The organism is Streptomyces sp. NPDC004838, assembly GCF_053600955.1.
In genome coordinates this window covers 152,400-170,636 of record NZ_JBSGAW010000004.1, presented here as the reverse complement: position 1 = coordinate 170,636, position 18,237 = coordinate 152,400, and the positions used below count along the sequence as shown (strand labels likewise).

Sequence of the window (18,237 nt, the reverse complement as noted above, 5' to 3'; positions counted from 1 at the left end):
CCCGCGCGGCAGGGAGCCAAAGTGACCACGGCCGTGGTAGGCGGGCCATCATGTCATGTTAGCGTTTCGGAGTGTCTACCCCTGCAGCTGCTCGCAAGCATGTGATTTACCTGGCCATCGGGTTTCCTCCCGCCGCCAAGAGCTGTGCCTACCGGATGAGGGAGACGGCAAACCAGTTCGTCACCCAGGGCTGGGACGTCACTGTCGTGACCATCGCCGACGAGTCCTGGGAACGCGACTTCGGCCTCGACCACACTCTTTCCGAGCGCGTCGATCCGCGGGTGCGGATCGTCAAGCTGCCACTGGTGCGCGAAGACCTGGAAACCGACATACGGCTGTTCTCGGAGGACCGGGCGCTCCGGCCCGTGCAGTGGGCCGCCGCGTACCGCAAGAAGGGGATGAAGGACTTCCCCGAGCCGATCTACGGCGGCTGGAAGGCCGACCTGGAGCGGGCGGTGCGGCGCATCCACCACGACAAGCACGCGGACCTCGTGCTCGCGACATGCGTCCCGTACGTCAACATGGCCGCCGCGCTGAAGCTTTGGGAGACCGACAAGGTCCCGTACGCGATCGACTTCCGCGACGGCTGGTCGGTGGATGTGCTGGGGGCCGAGGAGGCGTTCACCGAGGACTCCTTCTCGGGAAAGTGGGAGAAGCGGGTTCTGAGCAACGCGCTGTCCCTGTGGCTCGTCAACGATCCGATCGCGGACTGGTACCGCGAACGCCACCCGTCACTGGCCGATCGTGTCCATGTCGTGCGCAACGGCTACGACGAGGACTCCGTTCCGGCGTCGATCCGCCGCCCCGACCCGGACCGGGGCCTGGTCTTCGGCCACCTCGGTGTGGTCACCTCGCCGCCGCGCATCCTGCGCGCCGTGCTCGACGGCTGGAAACTGGCGCGGGAGCGCGATCCGCTGGTGGCCCGTTCCCGGCTGGAGGTGCGCGGCCAGATCGGCTCGGGCGCCGCTCGGGAGGCCAATGCCCATATGGAGATGATCCGGCAGGCGCAGGCGGCCGGAGAACAGGTCTCCTTCGGCGGGCCCGCTCCCAAGGCGGAGGTCCCGGAGATCTTCGGCGGCTGGGACGTCCTGCTGCTGATGATCATGGGCGGCAGGTTCATGACCTCTGGCAAGGTGTACGAGTACGCCGCCACTGGTCTGCCGGTGATGTCGGCGCATGAGGTCGAGCACGACGCGACAACGGTGATGACCGGCCACCCGCTGTGGACCGGGGCGTACGGGTTCGACCCCGAGAAGCTCGCCGACGCCTACTCCGCCGGGGCACGGCTCGCGGTCGAGGCCACGGAGGAACAGCGGGCCGCGGCACGCCTTCACGCTGCCCGGTACGCCCGCGGCGCACAGATGGAACCGGCCGTTCGGCGACTGCGGGAACTGGTGGAATCGGGACGCTGGGAACTGGTGGGATCGGGACGCCCGTCTTCGAACCTGGACCTGGTGGAGGGCCTCCCGGCATGACACACGTACTTCTGATCGCGGGTGCGGCACCGCAGCCCGAGGTCCTCAAGGCGTCCTTGGAGAAGTTCGGCGCGGGGGGAGCGACCGTACGGCTCGTGGGTCTGTTCGACGCCACGGAGATCGAGGGCGGCATCGGGCTCGTCGACGTCCTCTCGCTCCAGGAGGCGGCCGAGGCACGCGGTGAGAGTTTCGCCAAACGAGTGGCCAAGCTGGCGGGGCCCCGCCGGATCTGGGCGAGCGCCGAGGGCGACCCCCGGATCCGCCGCTGGGCCCGTCAGGCGCACGTCCTCGTGGCGCTCGACGCGCCCGCCGTCTACAGCGTCTGGCAGTTCTCCCAGCGCAACCGCAGGGCACACGCCGTCTTCGGTATCGCGCCCGCTCTCAAGGCCGTGTCTGACCGCCGCGAGCGTCCCGCGCACTACAGGCTCCAGGACGCGCGCAACTCGATGCCCAGTCCCGTGCACGCGGCGCGCACCACCAGACGTAAGAGCAGGCACGCCGCCGGTGCGGCACTGCGCCGGGCCTCCTCGCCCGCCGTGATGCGGACCTCCGTCGGCGCCAGGGTGTGGCGCGCCGCCGTGGGCGCGCCGAAGCTCCCCGACGGGCTGCGTGCCAAGCTGGCCCGCCGGGTCAGCCACTCCATGAGCAAGGGCGGCCGCAAGGCCGGCGCTTCCATCGTGCTGACCTCGGCGGCGAAGCTGACCGCCGATCGGGCGATCCAGGCCGATCTGTTCGCCGAAGCGGCCCGAGCCGACCTGGCCAGGGGGCACGACGGTCCGGAGGGCCGCGCCGAGGCCATCAGAACCTCGCTGGCCCAGGCCGACGCCCGACACCGGAAGGGCGATGCCAAGGGAGCCGCGGCGGCGCTGTCCGGCGCCCTGACCCTGGCCTTCCACCGGGCCGTCCATTTCGACGCGCTGTCGTCGCCGCTCGCGGCCGACCCGACGGGCTATCTCGCGCCGTTCTACGCCAGCTCGGCCTTCGCCGCGCTCACCACGCCGCGAGGGCGCGCTGTCCCGGCGGCCCCGGCACCGGTCGACCGACCGCTCCGGCTGCTGGTCGCCACGTACGCCAACTCCACCTTCCTCCAGCCCGTCCTGGAACGATACGGCGACCACCCGGACGTGGAGATCCGCTTCCTGGACTTCAAGGCGGACGAGACACTCGGCGCACTGGCGCGGGGTGGCCAGCGGATGATGGAACACGTGCTCGGCGGGCAGGCGGAGTTCGGCAGGAAGGTCGAAGAGGCGCTGCGCCCGCATCTGGACTGGGCGGACACTCTCTTCATCGACTGGTGCACCAACGTGGCCGGCATGGTCACCCAGATCGACCCGGGATCCACGAGGATCATCGTACGGCTGCACAGCTACGAGGCGTTCAGCCTCTGGCCGCATCTGGTGGATCACTCCCGGATCGACGACCTGGTCTTCGTCGGAGCCCATCTGCGTGACCTGACCGTGGACTCGCTGCCGCGCCTGCGTGCCGAGGGCGCCCCCGGACTGCACGTGATCGCCAACGCCATGGCCCTGGAGCCCTACCAGCGGGAGAAGGAGTCCGCCGAGGCCCGCTTCACCCTCGGCCTGGTCGGCGTCAGCGCCGTCGCGAAGGACCCGCGCTGGGCCTTGGAGGTGCTGCGCGAGCTCCGCGCCCACGACGAGCGGTACCGGCTCGTCGTCATCGGCAACGGCCTCGACCGAAAGGCGAGCGCCGCGGCGCGCGCCTATGACGACCTGCTGCAGAAGGACCTGGCCGAACTGGTCCCGTCCGGCGCCGTGGAACTGGTCGGCCGTACCGAGGACGTACCGGGCGCGCTGACCTCGGTCGGGGTCATCCTCAGCACTTCGGTGCGCGAGAGCTTCCACTGCGGTCTGGTGGAGGGCGCGGTCAGCGGAGCGCTGCCGGTGGTGCGCGACTGGCCCTTCTTCGCCGGGAGGGAGAACAGCGCGCGGACGCTGTTCCCGGACGACTGGGTCGTCTCCTCGCCGAAGGAGGCCGCCGAGCGCATCCGCGCCCACACCGCCTCCGAGGACGCGTGGCGGACGGCGACGGCCGCGGCGGCGAAGCACTCGCTGTCGACCTGGGACTGGTCGGTGATCAGCGAGGAGTTCGACCGGCTGATCCTGCGTGGGCCGCGCGCCTGAGCGGTCGTACGAGGCCGTGAAGCCAGGGTCATGGGAACAGGGCCCATGAAGGCGAGGCTGTGAGAAGAGGTCCCGGCGTCAGCGACGACGCCGGGACCTGTTCTTGTGGTGTTCTTGTCGTGCCGGGGGCGGGTGACGCCGAGGCGTCAGGGCGAGTGGCTGGCGACCAGCAGCACGTAGCTGCCGTAGAGGCTGGACACCAGAGTGGCAGCGGTGAGGAGGGTCCAGATCACGGCCGTGCGTGATCGAGCCAGCACCTTCGCGAGCGGGATGAGCAGCACGAACGCGGGGACCAGGAAGCGACCCTTGGAGTGGAAGTACCCCTCGCCGCCGATCGTCATCAGCACGATTATGGCGCCGTAGATCAGGAGCGGCGCGGGCTGGCGCTGGAGTACGCAGATGACCAGCAGGGTCGCGGCGGCGAGGATCGTCCCCGCGATGACCAGGTAGCTCAGCCTTCCGCTCTGCTCGCTGAACACCTCGGAGATCCGCTGGGCGGTGAACACTCCGCCGTCGAAGGACGACCCCCACCGGTCCTGCACCTGGAAGTAGCCGTCCCAGCGGCCGGCCCGGTAGCCGACCCAGCCGAACCAGGCGAACCAGCCGAGCGGTGAGACGAGGACGGCCGTCAGCAGCCGGCCGACGGGCCGTTCGCCGTCCGGGCCCGGACGCAGCAGGGCCCAGAGCGCGCACAGGACGACGGCGGCCACGACCGCCGCGCCGGGCGGGCGGGTCAGTCCGGCGAACACGGCGAGGGCGGTGGCGGTGAGCCAGCGCTTGGTGAGCACGGCGTACAGAGCCCAGGCCGCGAGCGCCGTGAACAGGGACTCGGTGTAGGTCATGGACTGCACCACGGCGTGCGGGACGATGCCCCACAGAACGGCGGTGACGATGGCCGTCCTGCGGCCCGCGATCACTTCGACGACGGCGTAGATGCCCCAGGCCGCGACCAGGGACGAGACCAGGGCGATGATCCAGCCGGCCATGCTCGGGGACACCGGGAAGACCGCGCTGACGCCTCTTATCAGCTCCGGATAGAGGGGGAAGAAGGCGTAGCGGCACATCTCGCCCTGAATCGAGGGGCAGGTTTCCGTGTACCCGGACTCGGCGATCTTGAGGAACCAGAAACTGTCGTGCCGGGTGGACAGCCTCGTGAGGAGCGGCTGGTCGGAGCGGAGCATGATGAACGTCAGGCCCACCAGCCTGACCAGGGCGTATCCCGCCAGTGCGGGCCAGGCGCGGCGGGCCGCGTCCTTCAGACCGCGCGCCGCGCCCTTCAGGCCGCCGGTCGGGGAACTCCCGTCGTCGGCATCGTGGGCGATGTCGGCACTCTCGGTACGGTCCGCGCTGTCGGCGCTCCGGTGGGCCGGGGTCTGGGCGCTGGTCGTCGCCGTTGTGCGCTGAAGTCGCTGCATCCTCGTTGTTTCTCGTTCCATGGGCGGCGGCACCTGGTCCGACGGGAAGACGCCCGCCCCGTCGGCTCCGGTGCCATGAGACGGGCCGACGGGGCGTCAGGGCGGTGGCGTCAGCGGTGACGGCGGCCGAGCCGGGAGCCGATGCCCCAGACCGTGACCCGCCACAGTGCCTCGACGACGATGGAACGGCTCATCTTGCTGTCGCCGCGTTCGCGTTCCACGAAGGTGATGGGCACTTCGACTACCCGGAATCCGCCCTTGACCGTGCGCCAGGCCAGGTCGACCTGGAAGCAGTAGCCCTGGGACGCGACGCGGTCGAGGCCGATGCCCTCCAGGGTCTCCTTACGGAAGGCGCGGAAACCGCCCGTGACATCGCGTATCGGTACGCCGAGCAGGGTGCGCGAGTAGAGGCTGCCGCCACGGGACAGGAACTCGCGGGACTTCGGCCAGTTGACCACGCTCCCGCCGGGCACCCAGCGGGAGCCGAGCACCAGATCGGCGCCGGACAGGGCCTCCAGCAGCCGGGGCAGTTCCTCGGGGCGGTGGGAGCCGTCGGCGTCCATCTCGACCAGGACGTCGTAGCCGTTGTCGATGCCCCAGCGGAACCCGGCCAGATAGGCGGCCCCGAGCCCTTCCTTCCCCTCGCGGTGCAGCACATGGACGTGCTGGTCCGAATCCGCCATTTCGTCGGCGAGTTTGCCGGTGCCGTCGGGGCTGTTGTCGTCGGCGATCAGGATGTGCGCGTCGGGGACGGAGGAGCGGACACGCGCGACGATCGGCCCGACGTTCTCGGCTTCGTTGTAGGTCGGGATGATCACCAGCACAGTGCCGAGAGGTCTCCTGGCGCCCCGTACGCCGTCCTTCACATCTGCCCCTTGTCGCTCCAACAACGCCGACACCCCGTCGACTACGCCGCGATTCCGCCCAGGGTACCGTCACCGGGAGACGCCGAAACACGCCTGCCGGGGCGGCGACTTCACCGGAATTGACGGGTCCGGTGGAGCGTGGGGCAGGCGTCGGGATGCGCGGCCGCGGGTCGCCCTCAGCGGGCCTGCCCGTCGGCAACCGCACTCGGGGCCTCGCCGGGAACCTCGCTGAGGACGCCGTCCTTCTCCTCGTACAGGGCACCGGACTTGGGGCATACGAAGACGCCCGGCTCGCCCTCCCGCCCGACGAGCTTCACACCGCTCCGGCCGACCCAGCCGACCTGCCGCGCGGGCACACCCACGACCAGCGCGAAGTCCGGCACGTCCTTGGTGACCACGGCGCCGGCCGCGACCATGGCCCAGCGGCCGATCCGGATCGGGGCGACGCAGACCGCGCGGGCGCCGACGGAGGCCCCGTCGGCGATCTTCACGCCCACGGCCTCCCAGTCGCCGCCGCGCTTCTGCTTGCCGTCGGGGTCGACGGACCGGGGGTTGTGGTCGTTGGTGAGGACCACGGCGGGGCCGATGAAGACGCCGTCCCCGAGTTCGGCGGGCTCGTACACCAGGGCGTAGTTCTGGAGCTTGCAGTTGTCGCCCATGCGCACCCCCGTGCCGACGTACGCGCCGCGGCCGATCACACAGCCCTCGCCGAGGCGGGCGTCCTCCCGGATCTGCGCGAGCTCCCACACGCTGCTGCCGTCGCCGATCTCGGCGGTGTCGGCGACCTGGGCGGTGGGCTGGACCCTGTAGTTCACTGTGCTGCCTTCCGGGCGGGAGCGGTACGAGCGGGGGGTACGGCGTTTCGACGGGCGAGCATACGTCCCGTGACCGGGGCCGGGCGTACGCCGTGGGAGGAAGCCGCGGGCGTACGCCCCGGAACGCGCGGGCGTACTCGTGGAACGCCGGGCGGGCGGACGTACGCCGCCGCCGCGGGGCGGAGCCGCGGGCAGGCGACCCGGAGCGGAGGGGGCGCGGCCGGAAGCGGACCCGGTTTGACCCCTCTGGGCCCGTCCCCGTAACCTTGACCGTCGGCGTGTCTGCTTGCACGCCTGCTCCTGAGCACCTCCCTCCGGCTTCCGTTCGGAGAGGCCGCTCGTCCCATCCGGACAGTCACGGACCCCGGTCCGTGCGGGCGGCTGGCATCAGGGGTTTCCGTTCCGAGCGAGAGAGAGTTCCGCGTGTACGCCATCGTGCGCAGCGGTGGTCGCCAGCACAAGGTTGCTGTCGGCGACATCGTTGAGGTTGACAAGATTCCCACCGCCAAGGTTGGCGACACGGTAGAGCTCTCTACCCTGCTCGTTGTCGACGGCGACGCCGTGACCAGCGACCCGTGGGTCCTGGCCGGCATCAAGGTGCAGGCCGAGATCGTGGACCACCACAAGGGCGCCAAGATCGACATCCTTCGCTACAAGAACAAGACCGGCTACCGCCGTCGCCAGGGCCACCGCCAGCAGTACACGGCGATCAAGGTCATCGGCATTCCCACGGCTGCGAAGTAAGGGACTGAGGAGAGATGGCACACAAGAAGGGCGCATCGTCCACCCGGAACGGTCGCGACTCCAACGCTCAGCGGCTCGGCGTGAAGCGCTTCGGCGGTCAGGTCGTCAACGCCGGTGAGATCCTGGTCCGCCAGCGTGGCACGCACTTCCACCCCGGCACGGGCGTCGGGCGCGGCAGCGACGACACGCTGTTCGCGCTGAACGCCGGTGCGGTCGAGTTCGGCCGGCACCGTGGCCGCAAGGTCGTGAACATCGTTCCCGTCGCCTGACCCAGGCGCCTGGAGCGGTAGCTCGTCGCGAGGGCGGACCTCCCTTCCCCTACGGATCTCCGTAGGGGAAGAGGGTCCGCCTTTCGCGTGTTACGTCCAGGGCGCGTCCGGCCCGGCCGATCCGGCCGATCCGACCGATCCGACCGAATCCACCGGACCGGCTCCGCCCGGTCCACGGGATCAGCTGATCACCGGACCAGCGGACCATCGAGACCAGCGGACCAGCGGACAAGCCCTGGGACACCCCGTTCAAGGACACCTGGCACCCCACCCGGCAGCACGTTTCTGGAGGCACATCCCATGACCACCTTCGTGGACCGCGTCGAGCTGCACGTCGCCGCGGGTAACGGAGGCCACGGCTGCGCCTCCGTGCACCGTGAGAAGTTCAAGCCGCTCGGCGGCCCCGACGGCGGCAACGGCGGGCGCGGCGGCGATGTCATCCTGGTCGTGGACCAGTCGGTGACCACGCTGCTGGACTATCACCACAGCCCGCACCGCAAGGCCACCAACGGCCAGCCCGGCGCCGGCGACAACCGCTCCGGCAAGGACGGCCAGGACCTGGTCCTGCCCGTCCCGGACGGCACGGTCGTCCTCGACCGCCAGGGCAATGTCCTCGCCGACCTCGTCGGCCACGGCACCACCTTCGTGGCGGGCCAGGGAGGGCGCGGCGGCCTCGGCAACGCGGCGCTGGCCTCCGCCCGCCGCAAGGCCCCCGGCTTCGCGCTCCTCGGCGAGCCGGGCGAGGCCCGCGATGTGGTGATGGAGCTGAAGACCGTCGCCGATGTGGCGCTGGTCGGCTACCCGTCGGCGGGCAAGTCCTCGCTGATCTCCGTGCTGTCGGCCGCCAAGCCGAAGATCGCGGACTACCCCTTCACCACCCTCGTGCCGAATCTGGGCGTGGTCACCGCGGGCTCGACCGTGTACACCATCGCGGACGTCCCCGGCCTGATCCCCGGCGCGAGCCGCGGCAAGGGCCTCGGCCTGGAGTTCCTGCGCCATGTGGAGCGCTGCTCCGTCCTCGTACACGTACTGGACACGGCGACCCTCGAATCGGACCGGGACCCCGTCTCCGATCTCGATGTGATCGAGGAGGAGCTGAAGCAGTACGGCGGCCTCGACGACCGGCCGCGCATCGTCGTCCTCAACAAGATCGACATCCCGGACGGACAGGACCTCGCGGAGATGATCCGCCCCGATCTCGAAGCCCGCGGCTACCGCGTCTTCGAGGCGTCGGCCGTCGCACGGACCGGGCTGAAGGAGCTGTCGTACGCCCTCGCAGGGGTCGTCGCCGAGGCGCGCGCCGCCAAGCCGAAGGAGGAGGCGACCCGGATCGTCATCCGGCCGAAGGCGGTCGACGACGCGGGCTTCACGGTCGGGGTGGAGGAGGACGGCCTCTTCCGCGTACGCGGCGAGAAGCCGGAGCGCTGGGTGCGCCAGACCGACTTCAACAACGACGAGGCCGTCGGCTATCTCGCCGACCGGCTCAGCCGCCTCGGCGTCGAGGACGAGCTGATGAAGGCCGGTGCCCGCGCGGGAGACGGCGTCGCCATCGGGCCCGAGGAGAACGCGGTCGTGTTCGACTGGGAGCCCACCGTGATGGCGGGCGCGGAGATGCTCGGCCGCCGCGGCGAGGACCACCGCCTCGACGCCCCGCGCCCGGCGGCCCAGCGCCGCAGGGACCGCGAAGCGGCGCGGGACGACGCCGAGCGCGCGTACGACGATTTCGGCCCCTTCCAGTGAGCCCGAGGTGAGCTGCCGACGGGTCCTCCGGGTGCGTCGGGCGCCTCGCATTCCGCGCCCGACGCCTCATGGGGTGCGGCTGCCGTCCCGGAGGGTGCGACTGCCTTCCTAGAGGTACGGCCGCCCTGCCGCGCGCGGTCCGCCGTCCGCGCCATGAGAGGCACCCGGTGCGGACGCGAGCCGTCACCGGGACGGCGAGAATTGATAGGGAAGACGGCGCAACCTCCGGCTCCCGGCCGATGTCTTGCAGTCATGACGCGTCGGACGGCGGACGTCGTGAGCCGGGGGCGGAGCCACACTGCCCCAGGACAGCGAACGGAGCCTTGATGAAGATCTCCTTCCTCATACATACGATCTACGGCATCGGCGGTACCATCCGCACCACGCTGAATCTGGCGGAGGTACTCGCCGACCGTCATGAGGTGGAGATCGTCTCGGCCTTCCGGCACCGCGACGTCCCGCTCTTCCACGCCGATCCGCGCATCAAGCTCGCCTATCTCGTCGACACCCGGCCCAAGTCCCCGACCTTCGAGAAGAACGACCCGGTCCACCAGGAACCCTCCGAGTTCTTCCCCCGCAACGAGGCCCGGTACAAGGAGTACAGCAGGCTCACCGACGAACGCGTCCGCGCCTACTACGAAGCGTCGGACGCGGACGTGGTCATCGGCACCCGGCCCGGACTGGTCGCCTACGTCGCCCGTTTCGCGCCCGAGGGCGCGGTGCTCATCGGCCAGGAGCACATGACGTACAACCATCACCGGCAGGAGCTCCACGACGAGATGCGGCCCCACCTCGCCGCGATGGACGCCCTCGTCACGGTCTCGGAGGGGGACGCGGCGGTGTGGCGGGAGCGGATGCCGCTCCCGGACACGCGTGTGCTGTCGATACCCAACAGCGTCCCCGAGCCGGTCGTCGCCCCCTCCGACCTGCGCGGGAACGTCATCGTCGCCGCCGGGCGGCTCTCCCGCGAGAAGCAGTACGACGTACTGATCAACGCCTTCGCCAAGGTCGTCGAGGTCAGGCCGGAGTGGACCCTGCGCATCTGCGGCTGGGGCCCGGACAAGAACAGGCTCCGGCGCACCGTCGACAGACTCGGCCTGAACAACAGCGTCCTGCTGATGGGGCCGCGCTCGCCGATCGAACCCGAATGGGCCAAGGGCGCCATCGCGGCCTCCACCTCCCGCCACGAGTCCTTCGGCATGACCCTCGTCGAGGCGATGCGCTGCGGGCTCCCCGTCGTCACCACCGACTGCGACTACGGCCCCCGCGAGATAGTCGAGGACGGCGAGGACGGTCTGCTGGTGCCGGTCGGCGACGAGGCCGCGGTGACGGAGTCCCTGCTCAGGCTGATAGACGACGAGCCGCTCCGCCGGAAGATGGGCGCCGCCGCCATCAGGAACGCCCGCCGCTTCGACCCCGTCGCCGTCGCCGAGCGGTACACGGACCTCTTCACCGAACTCGGCGCGGGCTCCCTCCGGCGCACCGCCGCCCCGCTCTCCCCGAGCACCGAGCCCTTCGCCCCCCTCGCCGACTGCGTCGTCGAGAAGGACGGCTCCCTGACCGTCGCCGTCGTCGCGCCCGCGGCGGCGGCCCTTCGGCATCCGGGGCTGCGCCTGGTCTTCACCCATCGCGAGGGCAAGGCCGAGGAGCGCGTCTATCCGCTGAAGCCGGACGGCACGGCCACGGTCCCGGCGGCCGACGAGTTCGCCGACGGCCACTGGATCTGCCACGCCGACGATCCCCGTACCGGACGCCGCGCCGAGGTGACGGCCCGCTCCGTCGACCAGCGTGAGTCGATGCGGGTCGCCGACCGGCTCACCATCGACTCCGGCGTACGCCATCTCGTACCGCACCGGCTCGCGCCCGAGCAGCGCTTGGTGCTGCGCTCCTGGGTCCGTCCCGTGCACGCCGAGGCCGCCGATGTGGTGCGCTCCGGCCGCAGACTGATCCTGACGGGCCGTCTGGTCGGACCCCTCGAACCGTCCGGTGAACCGTCGTTGGCGTTGCGCCGCAGCGGCGATGCCGACGACGAGCTGATCTTCCACGGCACCCGCGAGGGCACCCGCGGCTTCTCGGTCACCATCGACTGCGAGGCCGCGGCCGGACGGCTCGCGAGCGCGAAGGAGCGCTGGGAGCTATGGCTGCGCTACGCCCCCGATCAGGAGCCGGTCCGGGTCGGACGGGTCCTTGACGATGTGGTCCGGAAGGGTGATGTCTTCGTCTATCCGGAGATGCTGCTGCACAAGCGGCGCTCTCTGCTGCTGGCCCGCCGGGTGCTCCGCAGACTGCGGCGCCGGGGCCAGCGACTGATCACGGTCAAGGTGGCGTACGACGCCGCCAACTGGCTCGACCTCCACGTGGGGGATCGATGAGCGCCATCGGTAAAGACCGGCACTCTGTGCCGTCCATCACATGTTCCATGCGTCGGAGGGTCGTCAACCTCGCTGGCCGGAAGGTGAACCCACGGTGTCCCGACGGTGTCGTGCGCACCATGCCCACCTTGCGAGACGGTCACGCAGAGTGCGACGATCGAGCCGCCCCCCACTCACCTCAGGATTGGTCGTTCTGTGTCTGCGCCGCGTGAAGTCAAGTACCGGACCACGGCAGTTGTGCTGGCCGGTGGTACCGGTCAACGCGTGGGGCTGGCGATTCCGAAGCAGTTGCTGAAGATCGCGGGGAAGGCGGTCATCGAGCACACGCTGTCGATCTTCGAGCAGGCCGATGCCGTCGACGACGTGATCGTGCTCATGGCGCCGGGATTCGTGCCCGAGGTGGAGAAGATCATCGCCAAGGCCGGCTTCGGCAAGGTGAGCCGGGTCATCGAGGGCGGCACGACCCGCAACGAGACGACCCGACGGGCGATCGCGGCCCTCGGCGAGGGGCTGAAGGAGGGAGAGGACCTGAACGTCCTCTTCCACGACGCGGTCCGCCCGCTGCTGTCGCAGCGGGTGATCCGGGACTGCGTGGACGCGCTCGGCCGTTTCCGGGCCGTGGACGTCGCCATCCCGTCCGCCGACACCATCATCGTCACCCGCACCCACGGCGACGACGGCGAGTTCATCACCGACGTGCCGGACCGCTCCCGGCTCCGGCGCGGCCAGACCCCGCAGGCGTTCAGGCTCTCCACCATCCGCAGGGCGTACGAGATCGCCGCGGACGACCCCAACTTCCAGGCCACCGACGACTGCTCGGTCGTTCTGAAGTACCTTCCGGACGAGCCGATCCACGTCGTGGCCGGCGACGAGTACAACATGAAGGTGACCCAGCCGGTCGACGTCTTCATCGCGGACAAGCTGTTCCAACTCGCGTCCACGGCAGCCCCCCGCCAGGCCGGGGAGGCCGCCTACCGCGAACGGCTCGCCGGACGCACCCTGGTCGTCTTCGGCGGCTCGTACGGCATCGGCGCGGACATCGCCTCCCTGGCGGAGGAGTACGGGGCCAGGGTCTACGCGCTGGGCCGCTCCACCACCGGCACCCATGTCGAGAACCCCGAGCACATCGACGACGCGCTCGCGCGCGCGTACGCCGAGACCGGCCGCATCGACTACGTCATCAACACCGCCGGCGTCCTGCGGATCGGGAAACTCGCCGAAACCGACGACAGCACCATTCAGGAAGCCCTGCGGATCAACTATCTGGCACCCGTCCAGATCGCCCGCGCCAGCTACAAATATCTCGCGGAGACCAAAGGCCAGCTCCTTCTCTACACCTCCTCCAGCTACACGCGCGGCCGCGCCGAGTACAGCCTGTACTCCTCCACCAAAGCCGCCATGGTCAACCTCACCCAGGCACTCGCCGACGAATGGGCGGGCGAGGGAATCCGCGTCAACTGCGTGAACCCCGAACGCACCGCCACTCCCATGCGCACCCGGGCCTTCGGCGCCGAACCCGCCGGCACCCTGCTCTCCTCCGAAGCCGTGGCGAGAACCAGCCTCGACGTACTCCTCTCCGAACTCACCGGCCACGTCATCGACGTCCGGCAGCAGGACCCCACCCGTGGCGCCGGTGAGGCATCGGGCTTCGAGCAGGCCCTCGCCGCGGTCCTCGACCGCGAGGAGGATGTGTAGACTTTCCGCTTGGGATCTCTCGAAAAACATTCCCGAAACTCTGCGGTCGCCTCGCCGTGAAAACGCCGGGGAATCACCAGGATAAACCGAAGATAAACGCAGAAACGCTGAAGAAATCCGGGACACGAGAGACTCGAAGAACAGAGGACCGGCTCTCTGTGAAGCCATCGCTTCCCCAGCGCGACCCGGCCTTTGCGTTCCCTGTGAATGATCGACCGGCACCCTTTGGAGCAGGTTTCACGTGATTTCCACCGCCATTCGTCTGGTACGTGTCGGCAGCCGTTCCCAGCTGGCCGCCGCAGCGCTGATGGCATTCGGCTATCCATGCGTCATGATCGCCGCGCTGCTCCCGAGCGTCCCGATGTTCGCGGCCGCGAGCGCCGTGACCTACGCCGCGGACTGGTATCTGCACCAGAAGCGCAGCCGCCTGGTCAGCCTGTTCAACACGGTCAAGGTCGGACTGCCGATGCGGTTTCTGCTGCGTCAGCTGCTGCTGATCCTGCTGCTCGCCCGTGAGGAGTTGGCCCAGACCGCCCTCTTCTACACGGCCGTCGCCGGATTCCTCGTCTTCTACGGCCTCCAGGCGCCCCACGGAGCCCTGTCGACCCTGATCCGGCTGCGCCGCACCCTGCCGGTCGTCACCCGGAACGTGGACCTCCACACCATCCGCATCCCGGACGCCCCGCCGAAGGCGCTCGTGAACCGCTCCGGCGAGAAGATGCTCCACCTCGACATCCCCGCCATGGCCGGAGTCCTCGCCGCCGCGGCCACCGGCAAGGACGCCATCGGGTACGCGGGCGTCATCGCCACCGTCGCCCTCGGACTGCTCTACACCGCGATCCTCGCGCCCTATCTGCGCAGCCGCCGGGTCCCGGCCGCCGCGACCGTGCTGAAGGCCGTGAACAACTGGCTGCGCGAGTACCGTCCCACCGTCGTCCTGTACTTCTCCGGCTCCGACGAGTCCGCGTACCAGGTCAACATGTGGCTGGAGACCCTGGAGCAGATCGACGGGCGTCCGCTGATCGTCATGCGCGAGCGCGAACTGGTGCCGAGGCTCAACCCGACCGTGGTGCCCGTCCTCTGCGTCCCCGGCGGCACCCACACGATGAACCTCGACCTCTCCACCGTCCGCGTCGCGCTCTACCCGGCCAACGTCGGCAAGAACATCCACATACTGCGCGTACCGACCATGAAGCACGTCTTCATCGGTCACGGCGACAGCGACAAGCTCGCCAGCGTCAACCCCTTCAGCAAGGTCTACGACGAGGTGTGGACGGCCGGACGCGCCGGGCGCGACCGCTACGCCCTGGCCGACGTCGGCGTACGGGACGACGACATCGTCGAGGTCGGACGGCCCCAACTGGCCCCCATCCGGACCGGCACGGGCGCCCCGAAGAACCCCATCCCGACGATTCTGTACGCCCCCACCTGGGAGGGCTGGGACGACAACCCCGGCAACACCTCCCTGCTGCTCGCCGGTGAGAACATCGTCCGCGGACTGCTCGACGCCGAGCGGCCGGTCCGCCTCCTCTACAAGCCGCACCCGTTCACCGGCATCCGCAACAAGAAGGCCAAGGCCGTCCACCAGCGGATCACCGCCATGGTGAAGGCCGCGGCGACCGAGCGGCGCGGCGACCCCCGCTGGGCCTCCGAGGCCGCCGCCGCGGCCCACGACCAGGAGGCGGCGCGCGCCGAACTCGTCGCCCTGGAAGCCGAGCTGGCCGCACTGGCGAGCCCCGGCCGCCGCTCGGGCGGCGACGAGGCCGAGGAGTCACGGACCTCCCTCGCCGACCCGGTCCGCCTCGCCCGGATCAAGCGGCTGCGGGCCGACTGGAACGACGCCTACTGGCGCTCCGCCGGCTGGTGGGAACACCGGGTCGTCACCGGGAACGAGCCCAAGCTGTACGACTGCTTCAACGAGGCGGACGCCATGGTGTCCGACATCTCCAGCGTGGTCTCGGACTTCATGGCGAGCGGCAAACCGTACGCCGTGACCGACTCCGCAGAACTCGGCGCCGAGGAATTCCGGCGGCAGAACACCGCCGCCCGCGCGGCCGTCGTCCTCACCAACAGCGCCGCCGAACTGGACGAGCTGCTGGCCGCGGTCGCCTACCCGGAGCGCGACCTGACGGCGGACGCGCGCCGCGAGCTGAAGGAGTACCTCCTCGGCCCCGACCGTCCCACCTCGATCGAGCGCTTCGACTCCGCCGTGGCAGCGCTTCAGGCCGGCGCCGAGGCCCGGAACACCGCGGTCGCGCAGCGCGTCGACGAACGGCGGTGGACCTCGCCGGGCCACGGGACGGCGGCGGGCGCGGGGGAGCCGAGCGAGACACAGAACACCCTGGCGCGCTGAGCGCCCCGGAGTGCGCGGGCCCGTACGGCGACACCGCCGTACGGGCCCGCCGCGTCCGGCGCTCCCCGCCCGCGGCCCGTACGCGGAGTCTTCGGCCTGTACCCGAACACGGTCCGTACGCGAACACGGTCCGTACGCGAACACGGTCCGTACGCGAACACGGCCCGTACCCGAACACGGTTCGTCACCGGCGGACGGGCACGCGAGCCGCGGACGGGTCCGGCCACGGCGGACCGCATCTGCCCGGCGGCGAGGCGGTCCGGCCTGTCCAGCGGGTGAAATGCGCGGGCGTCCGGCCCGCGCCGTGCCATAGATTCGGCCTGTGACAGTGGCAAGACAGCAGGTAGCGCAGGCCCGCAGGATCGTCGTCAAGGTCGGATCGTCCTCCCTGACCACCGCCTCGGGCGGGCTCGACGCCGACCGCGTGGACGCCCTCGTCGACGTACTCGCCAAGATCCGGAGGATGGGCGTCGCCCCCGGCGCCCCGGCCGAGGGCGGCGGCGGGAAACGGGCCGGCGGGGGAGAGAAGCAGATCGTGCTGGTCTCCTCGGGAGCCATCGCCGCCGGGCTCGCGCCCCTCGGACTGATCCGCCGCCCCAAGGACCTCGCCCGCCAGCAGGCCGCCGCCAGCGTCGGCCAGGGCCTCCTCGTCGCCCGCTACACCGCCTCCTTCGCCCGCTACGGCGTACGCGTCGGCCAAGTACTGCTCACCAGCGACGACACCAGCCGCCGCGCGCACTACCGCAACGCCTACCGGACCCTGGACCAGCTCCTCGCCATGGGCGCCGTCCCGGTCATCAACGAGAACGACACCGTCGCCACCGACGAGATCCGCTTCGGCGACAACGACAGGCTCGCCGCCCTCGTCGCCCATCTCGTACGGGCCGATCTGCTCGTGCTCCTGTCGGACGTGGACGGCCTGTACGACGGCGACCCCTCGAAGCCCGGCACGTCCAGGATCGAGGAGGTACGCGGCCCGGCCGACATCGAGCACGTCCAGATCGGCAGCGCGGGCAAGGCGGGCGTCGGCACCGGAGGCATGGTCACCAAGGTCGAGGCCGCCAGGATCGCCACGGCGGCCGGCGTCCCCGTCGTCCTGACCTCCGCGGTACGCGCCGCCGACGCCCTCGCGGGCCGCGCCACCGGCACGTACTTCCACAGCACCGGACGCCGCTCGGCCGACCGGCTGCTCTGGCTCGCCCACGCCTCCACCCCCCAGGGCGCGCTGATCCTCGACGACGGCGCGGTCAAGGCCGTCGTCCAGGGCCGGAAGTCGCTCCTGCCTGCGGGAATCGCCGCGGTCGAGGGCGACTTCACCGCGGGTGACCCGGTCGAGCTGCGGGACACCGCCGGCCGCGCCGTGGCCCGCGGGCTCGTCAACTTCGACGCCAAGGAGATCCCCCAGCTCCTCGGCCGCTCCACCCGCGACCTCGCACAGGAGCTCGGTCCGGCCTACGAGAGGGAAGTCGTACACAGGGACGATCTGGTCGTACTGCACCCCTGAAACGGCTGAAAGTCCCGCCAACCGCCAGGGACCTTTACCAAAACCGCCCCACGTCCCGTCCGGGACTGGTCAACTTTGATTCGGGATTTGGCGGGGGACGGCAAGTCGACACATGCAAACAGGAGGCCGCCGGTGAGACGAGCGCGCCCGGGGGACATGCCCCGAGGCAACGATGGCGTCCCCCACATCCGCAGGGCAGCGGGCGAGTCCGCCCGCAGATCCGCGGCGGACAACGCCCGCAGGGCGGCGGGCGAGGAGCGCACCCTGACGAGCGTCGAGGCGGGAGCCGACTTCGGCGCGGCCCCCACCGGGCTCCGCGCCGCCTCGTCCGACCCCGCCGGCGCGGACGTCCACGCCGACGAGCGGGCCCAGTCGAAGCTCTGGCACATCACCCTCAGCGTCTCCGGCGCCGAAGCCCCGCTGAAGGAGGTCCGGCGCGGTCTCGAACAGCTCGCCCACGACCACCCCTTCCTGCTGACCAGCCGCTATGCCAACGATCACGCGGAAATCCGCTACTGGGAAGAGGCCCGCGACCTCCATGACGCGGCGGCCGTGGCCCTGCGGCTCTGGGGCGAACACCGTTCGACCGCCCGGCTGCCGCCCTGGAACATCGTCGGGCTGGAGGTCATCGACCGGCAGACCTACCACCAGCGCATCGCGGAGGGATACGGTCCGCCCCCGGCGTCCCCGGTCGGCGTCCACCCCTTCTGAGCCCCGTTATCCGAGCCCCGCGGGCCCCGTGTCTTAAGCCCCGCACCCCTCCCAGGGCCGCCCTCTCGCCGCCCGGCCCCGCCTTCCCGCCCGGCCCCGCCCGGCTCGTCTTCCCCGCCCGGCCTCGCCTGGCCTTC

General features: G+C 70.5%; 13 protein-coding genes. 10 read left to right on the top strand and 3 right to left on the bottom strand.

Annotated elements, in window-relative coordinates:
* Window positions 1–155 precede the first annotated feature (155 nt).
* Window positions 156–1,475 (top strand): glycosyltransferase, encoded by a 1,320-nt coding sequence (locus ACWEFL_RS06835; protein WP_451708833.1) that lies wholly within the window; start codon window positions 156–158, stop codon window positions 1,473–1,475.
* Window positions 1,472–3,616, top strand: a complete 2,145-nt coding sequence (locus ACWEFL_RS06830; protein WP_451708441.1) for a glycosyltransferase — start codon at window positions 1,472–1,474, stop codon at window positions 3,614–3,616. Before ACWEFL_RS06835 ends, ACWEFL_RS06830 begins: the two co-directional genes overlap by 4 nt.
* Window positions 3,617–3,762: 146 nt before the next feature.
* Here ACWEFL_RS06830 and ACWEFL_RS06825 read toward each other — a convergent pair whose 3' ends face one another.
* The 3 genes from ACWEFL_RS06825 to ACWEFL_RS06815 form a co-directional block, all read right to left on the bottom strand.
* On the bottom strand, window positions 3,763–5,031 hold the full coding sequence (locus ACWEFL_RS06825; RefSeq protein WP_451708439.1) for a glycosyltransferase family 39 protein: 1,269 nt from the start codon (window positions 5,029–5,031) through the stop codon (window positions 3,763–3,765).
* Between the two features lie 110 nt (window positions 5,032–5,141).
* Window positions 5,142–5,897, bottom strand: a complete 756-nt coding sequence (locus ACWEFL_RS06820) for a polyprenol monophosphomannose synthase (protein WP_451708436.1) — start codon at window positions 5,895–5,897, stop codon at window positions 5,142–5,144.
* Between the two features lie 176 nt (window positions 5,898–6,073).
* The gene (locus ACWEFL_RS06815; RefSeq protein WP_451708433.1) at window positions 6,074–6,712 is read right to left on the bottom strand and encodes an acyltransferase; all 639 of its coding nucleotides are present in this window, start codon (window positions 6,710–6,712) and stop codon (window positions 6,074–6,076) included.
* A 423-nt stretch (window positions 6,713–7,135) separates the two neighbouring features.
* Between ACWEFL_RS06815 and rplU the strand changes: the two genes are divergently transcribed.
* The 8 genes from rplU (at window position 7,136) to ACWEFL_RS06775 (ending at window position 18,100) form a co-directional block, all read left to right on the top strand.
* A complete protein-coding gene (gene rplU, locus ACWEFL_RS06810) occupies window positions 7,136–7,456 on the top strand; it encodes a 50S ribosomal protein L21 (protein WP_451708430.1) in 321 nt (106 codons plus the stop codon).
* Window positions 7,457–7,470: 14 nt separating this feature from the next.
* On the top strand, window positions 7,471–7,725 hold the full coding sequence (gene rpmA, locus ACWEFL_RS06805; protein WP_451708427.1) for a 50S ribosomal protein L27: 255 nt from the start codon (window positions 7,471–7,473) through the stop codon (window positions 7,723–7,725).
* Window positions 7,726–8,025: 300 nt separating this feature from the next.
* Complete coding sequence (gene obgE / locus ACWEFL_RS06800; RefSeq protein WP_451708425.1) at window positions 8,026–9,465, top strand: GTPase ObgE; 1,440 nt, start codon at window positions 8,026–8,028, stop codon at window positions 9,463–9,465.
* A 326-nt stretch (window positions 9,466–9,791) separates the two neighbouring features.
* Window positions 9,792–11,837 (top strand): glycosyltransferase, encoded by a 2,046-nt coding sequence (locus tag ACWEFL_RS06795; RefSeq protein ID WP_451708423.1) that lies wholly within the window; start codon window positions 9,792–9,794, stop codon window positions 11,835–11,837.
* Between the two features lie 195 nt (window positions 11,838–12,032).
* A complete protein-coding gene (locus ACWEFL_RS06790) occupies window positions 12,033–13,532 on the top strand; it encodes an SDR family NAD(P)-dependent oxidoreductase (RefSeq protein ID WP_451708421.1) in 1,500 nt (499 codons plus the stop codon).
* A 241-nt stretch (window positions 13,533–13,773) separates the two neighbouring features.
* Window positions 13,774–15,885, top strand: a complete 2,112-nt coding sequence (locus ACWEFL_RS06785) for a hypothetical protein (protein WP_451708419.1) — start codon at window positions 13,774–13,776, stop codon at window positions 15,883–15,885.
* 322 nt (window positions 15,886–16,207) lie between these two features.
* Window positions 16,208–17,389 (top strand): glutamate 5-kinase, encoded by a 1,182-nt coding sequence (gene proB, locus ACWEFL_RS06780; protein WP_451708417.1) that lies wholly within the window; start codon window positions 16,208–16,210, stop codon window positions 17,387–17,389.
* Between the two features lie 132 nt (window positions 17,390–17,521).
* Entirely contained in the window at window positions 17,522–18,100 is a 579-nt protein-coding gene (locus tag ACWEFL_RS06775) for a hypothetical protein (RefSeq protein ID WP_451708415.1), read from the top strand.
* The last annotated feature ends 137 nt before the right edge of the window (window positions 18,101–18,237 follow it).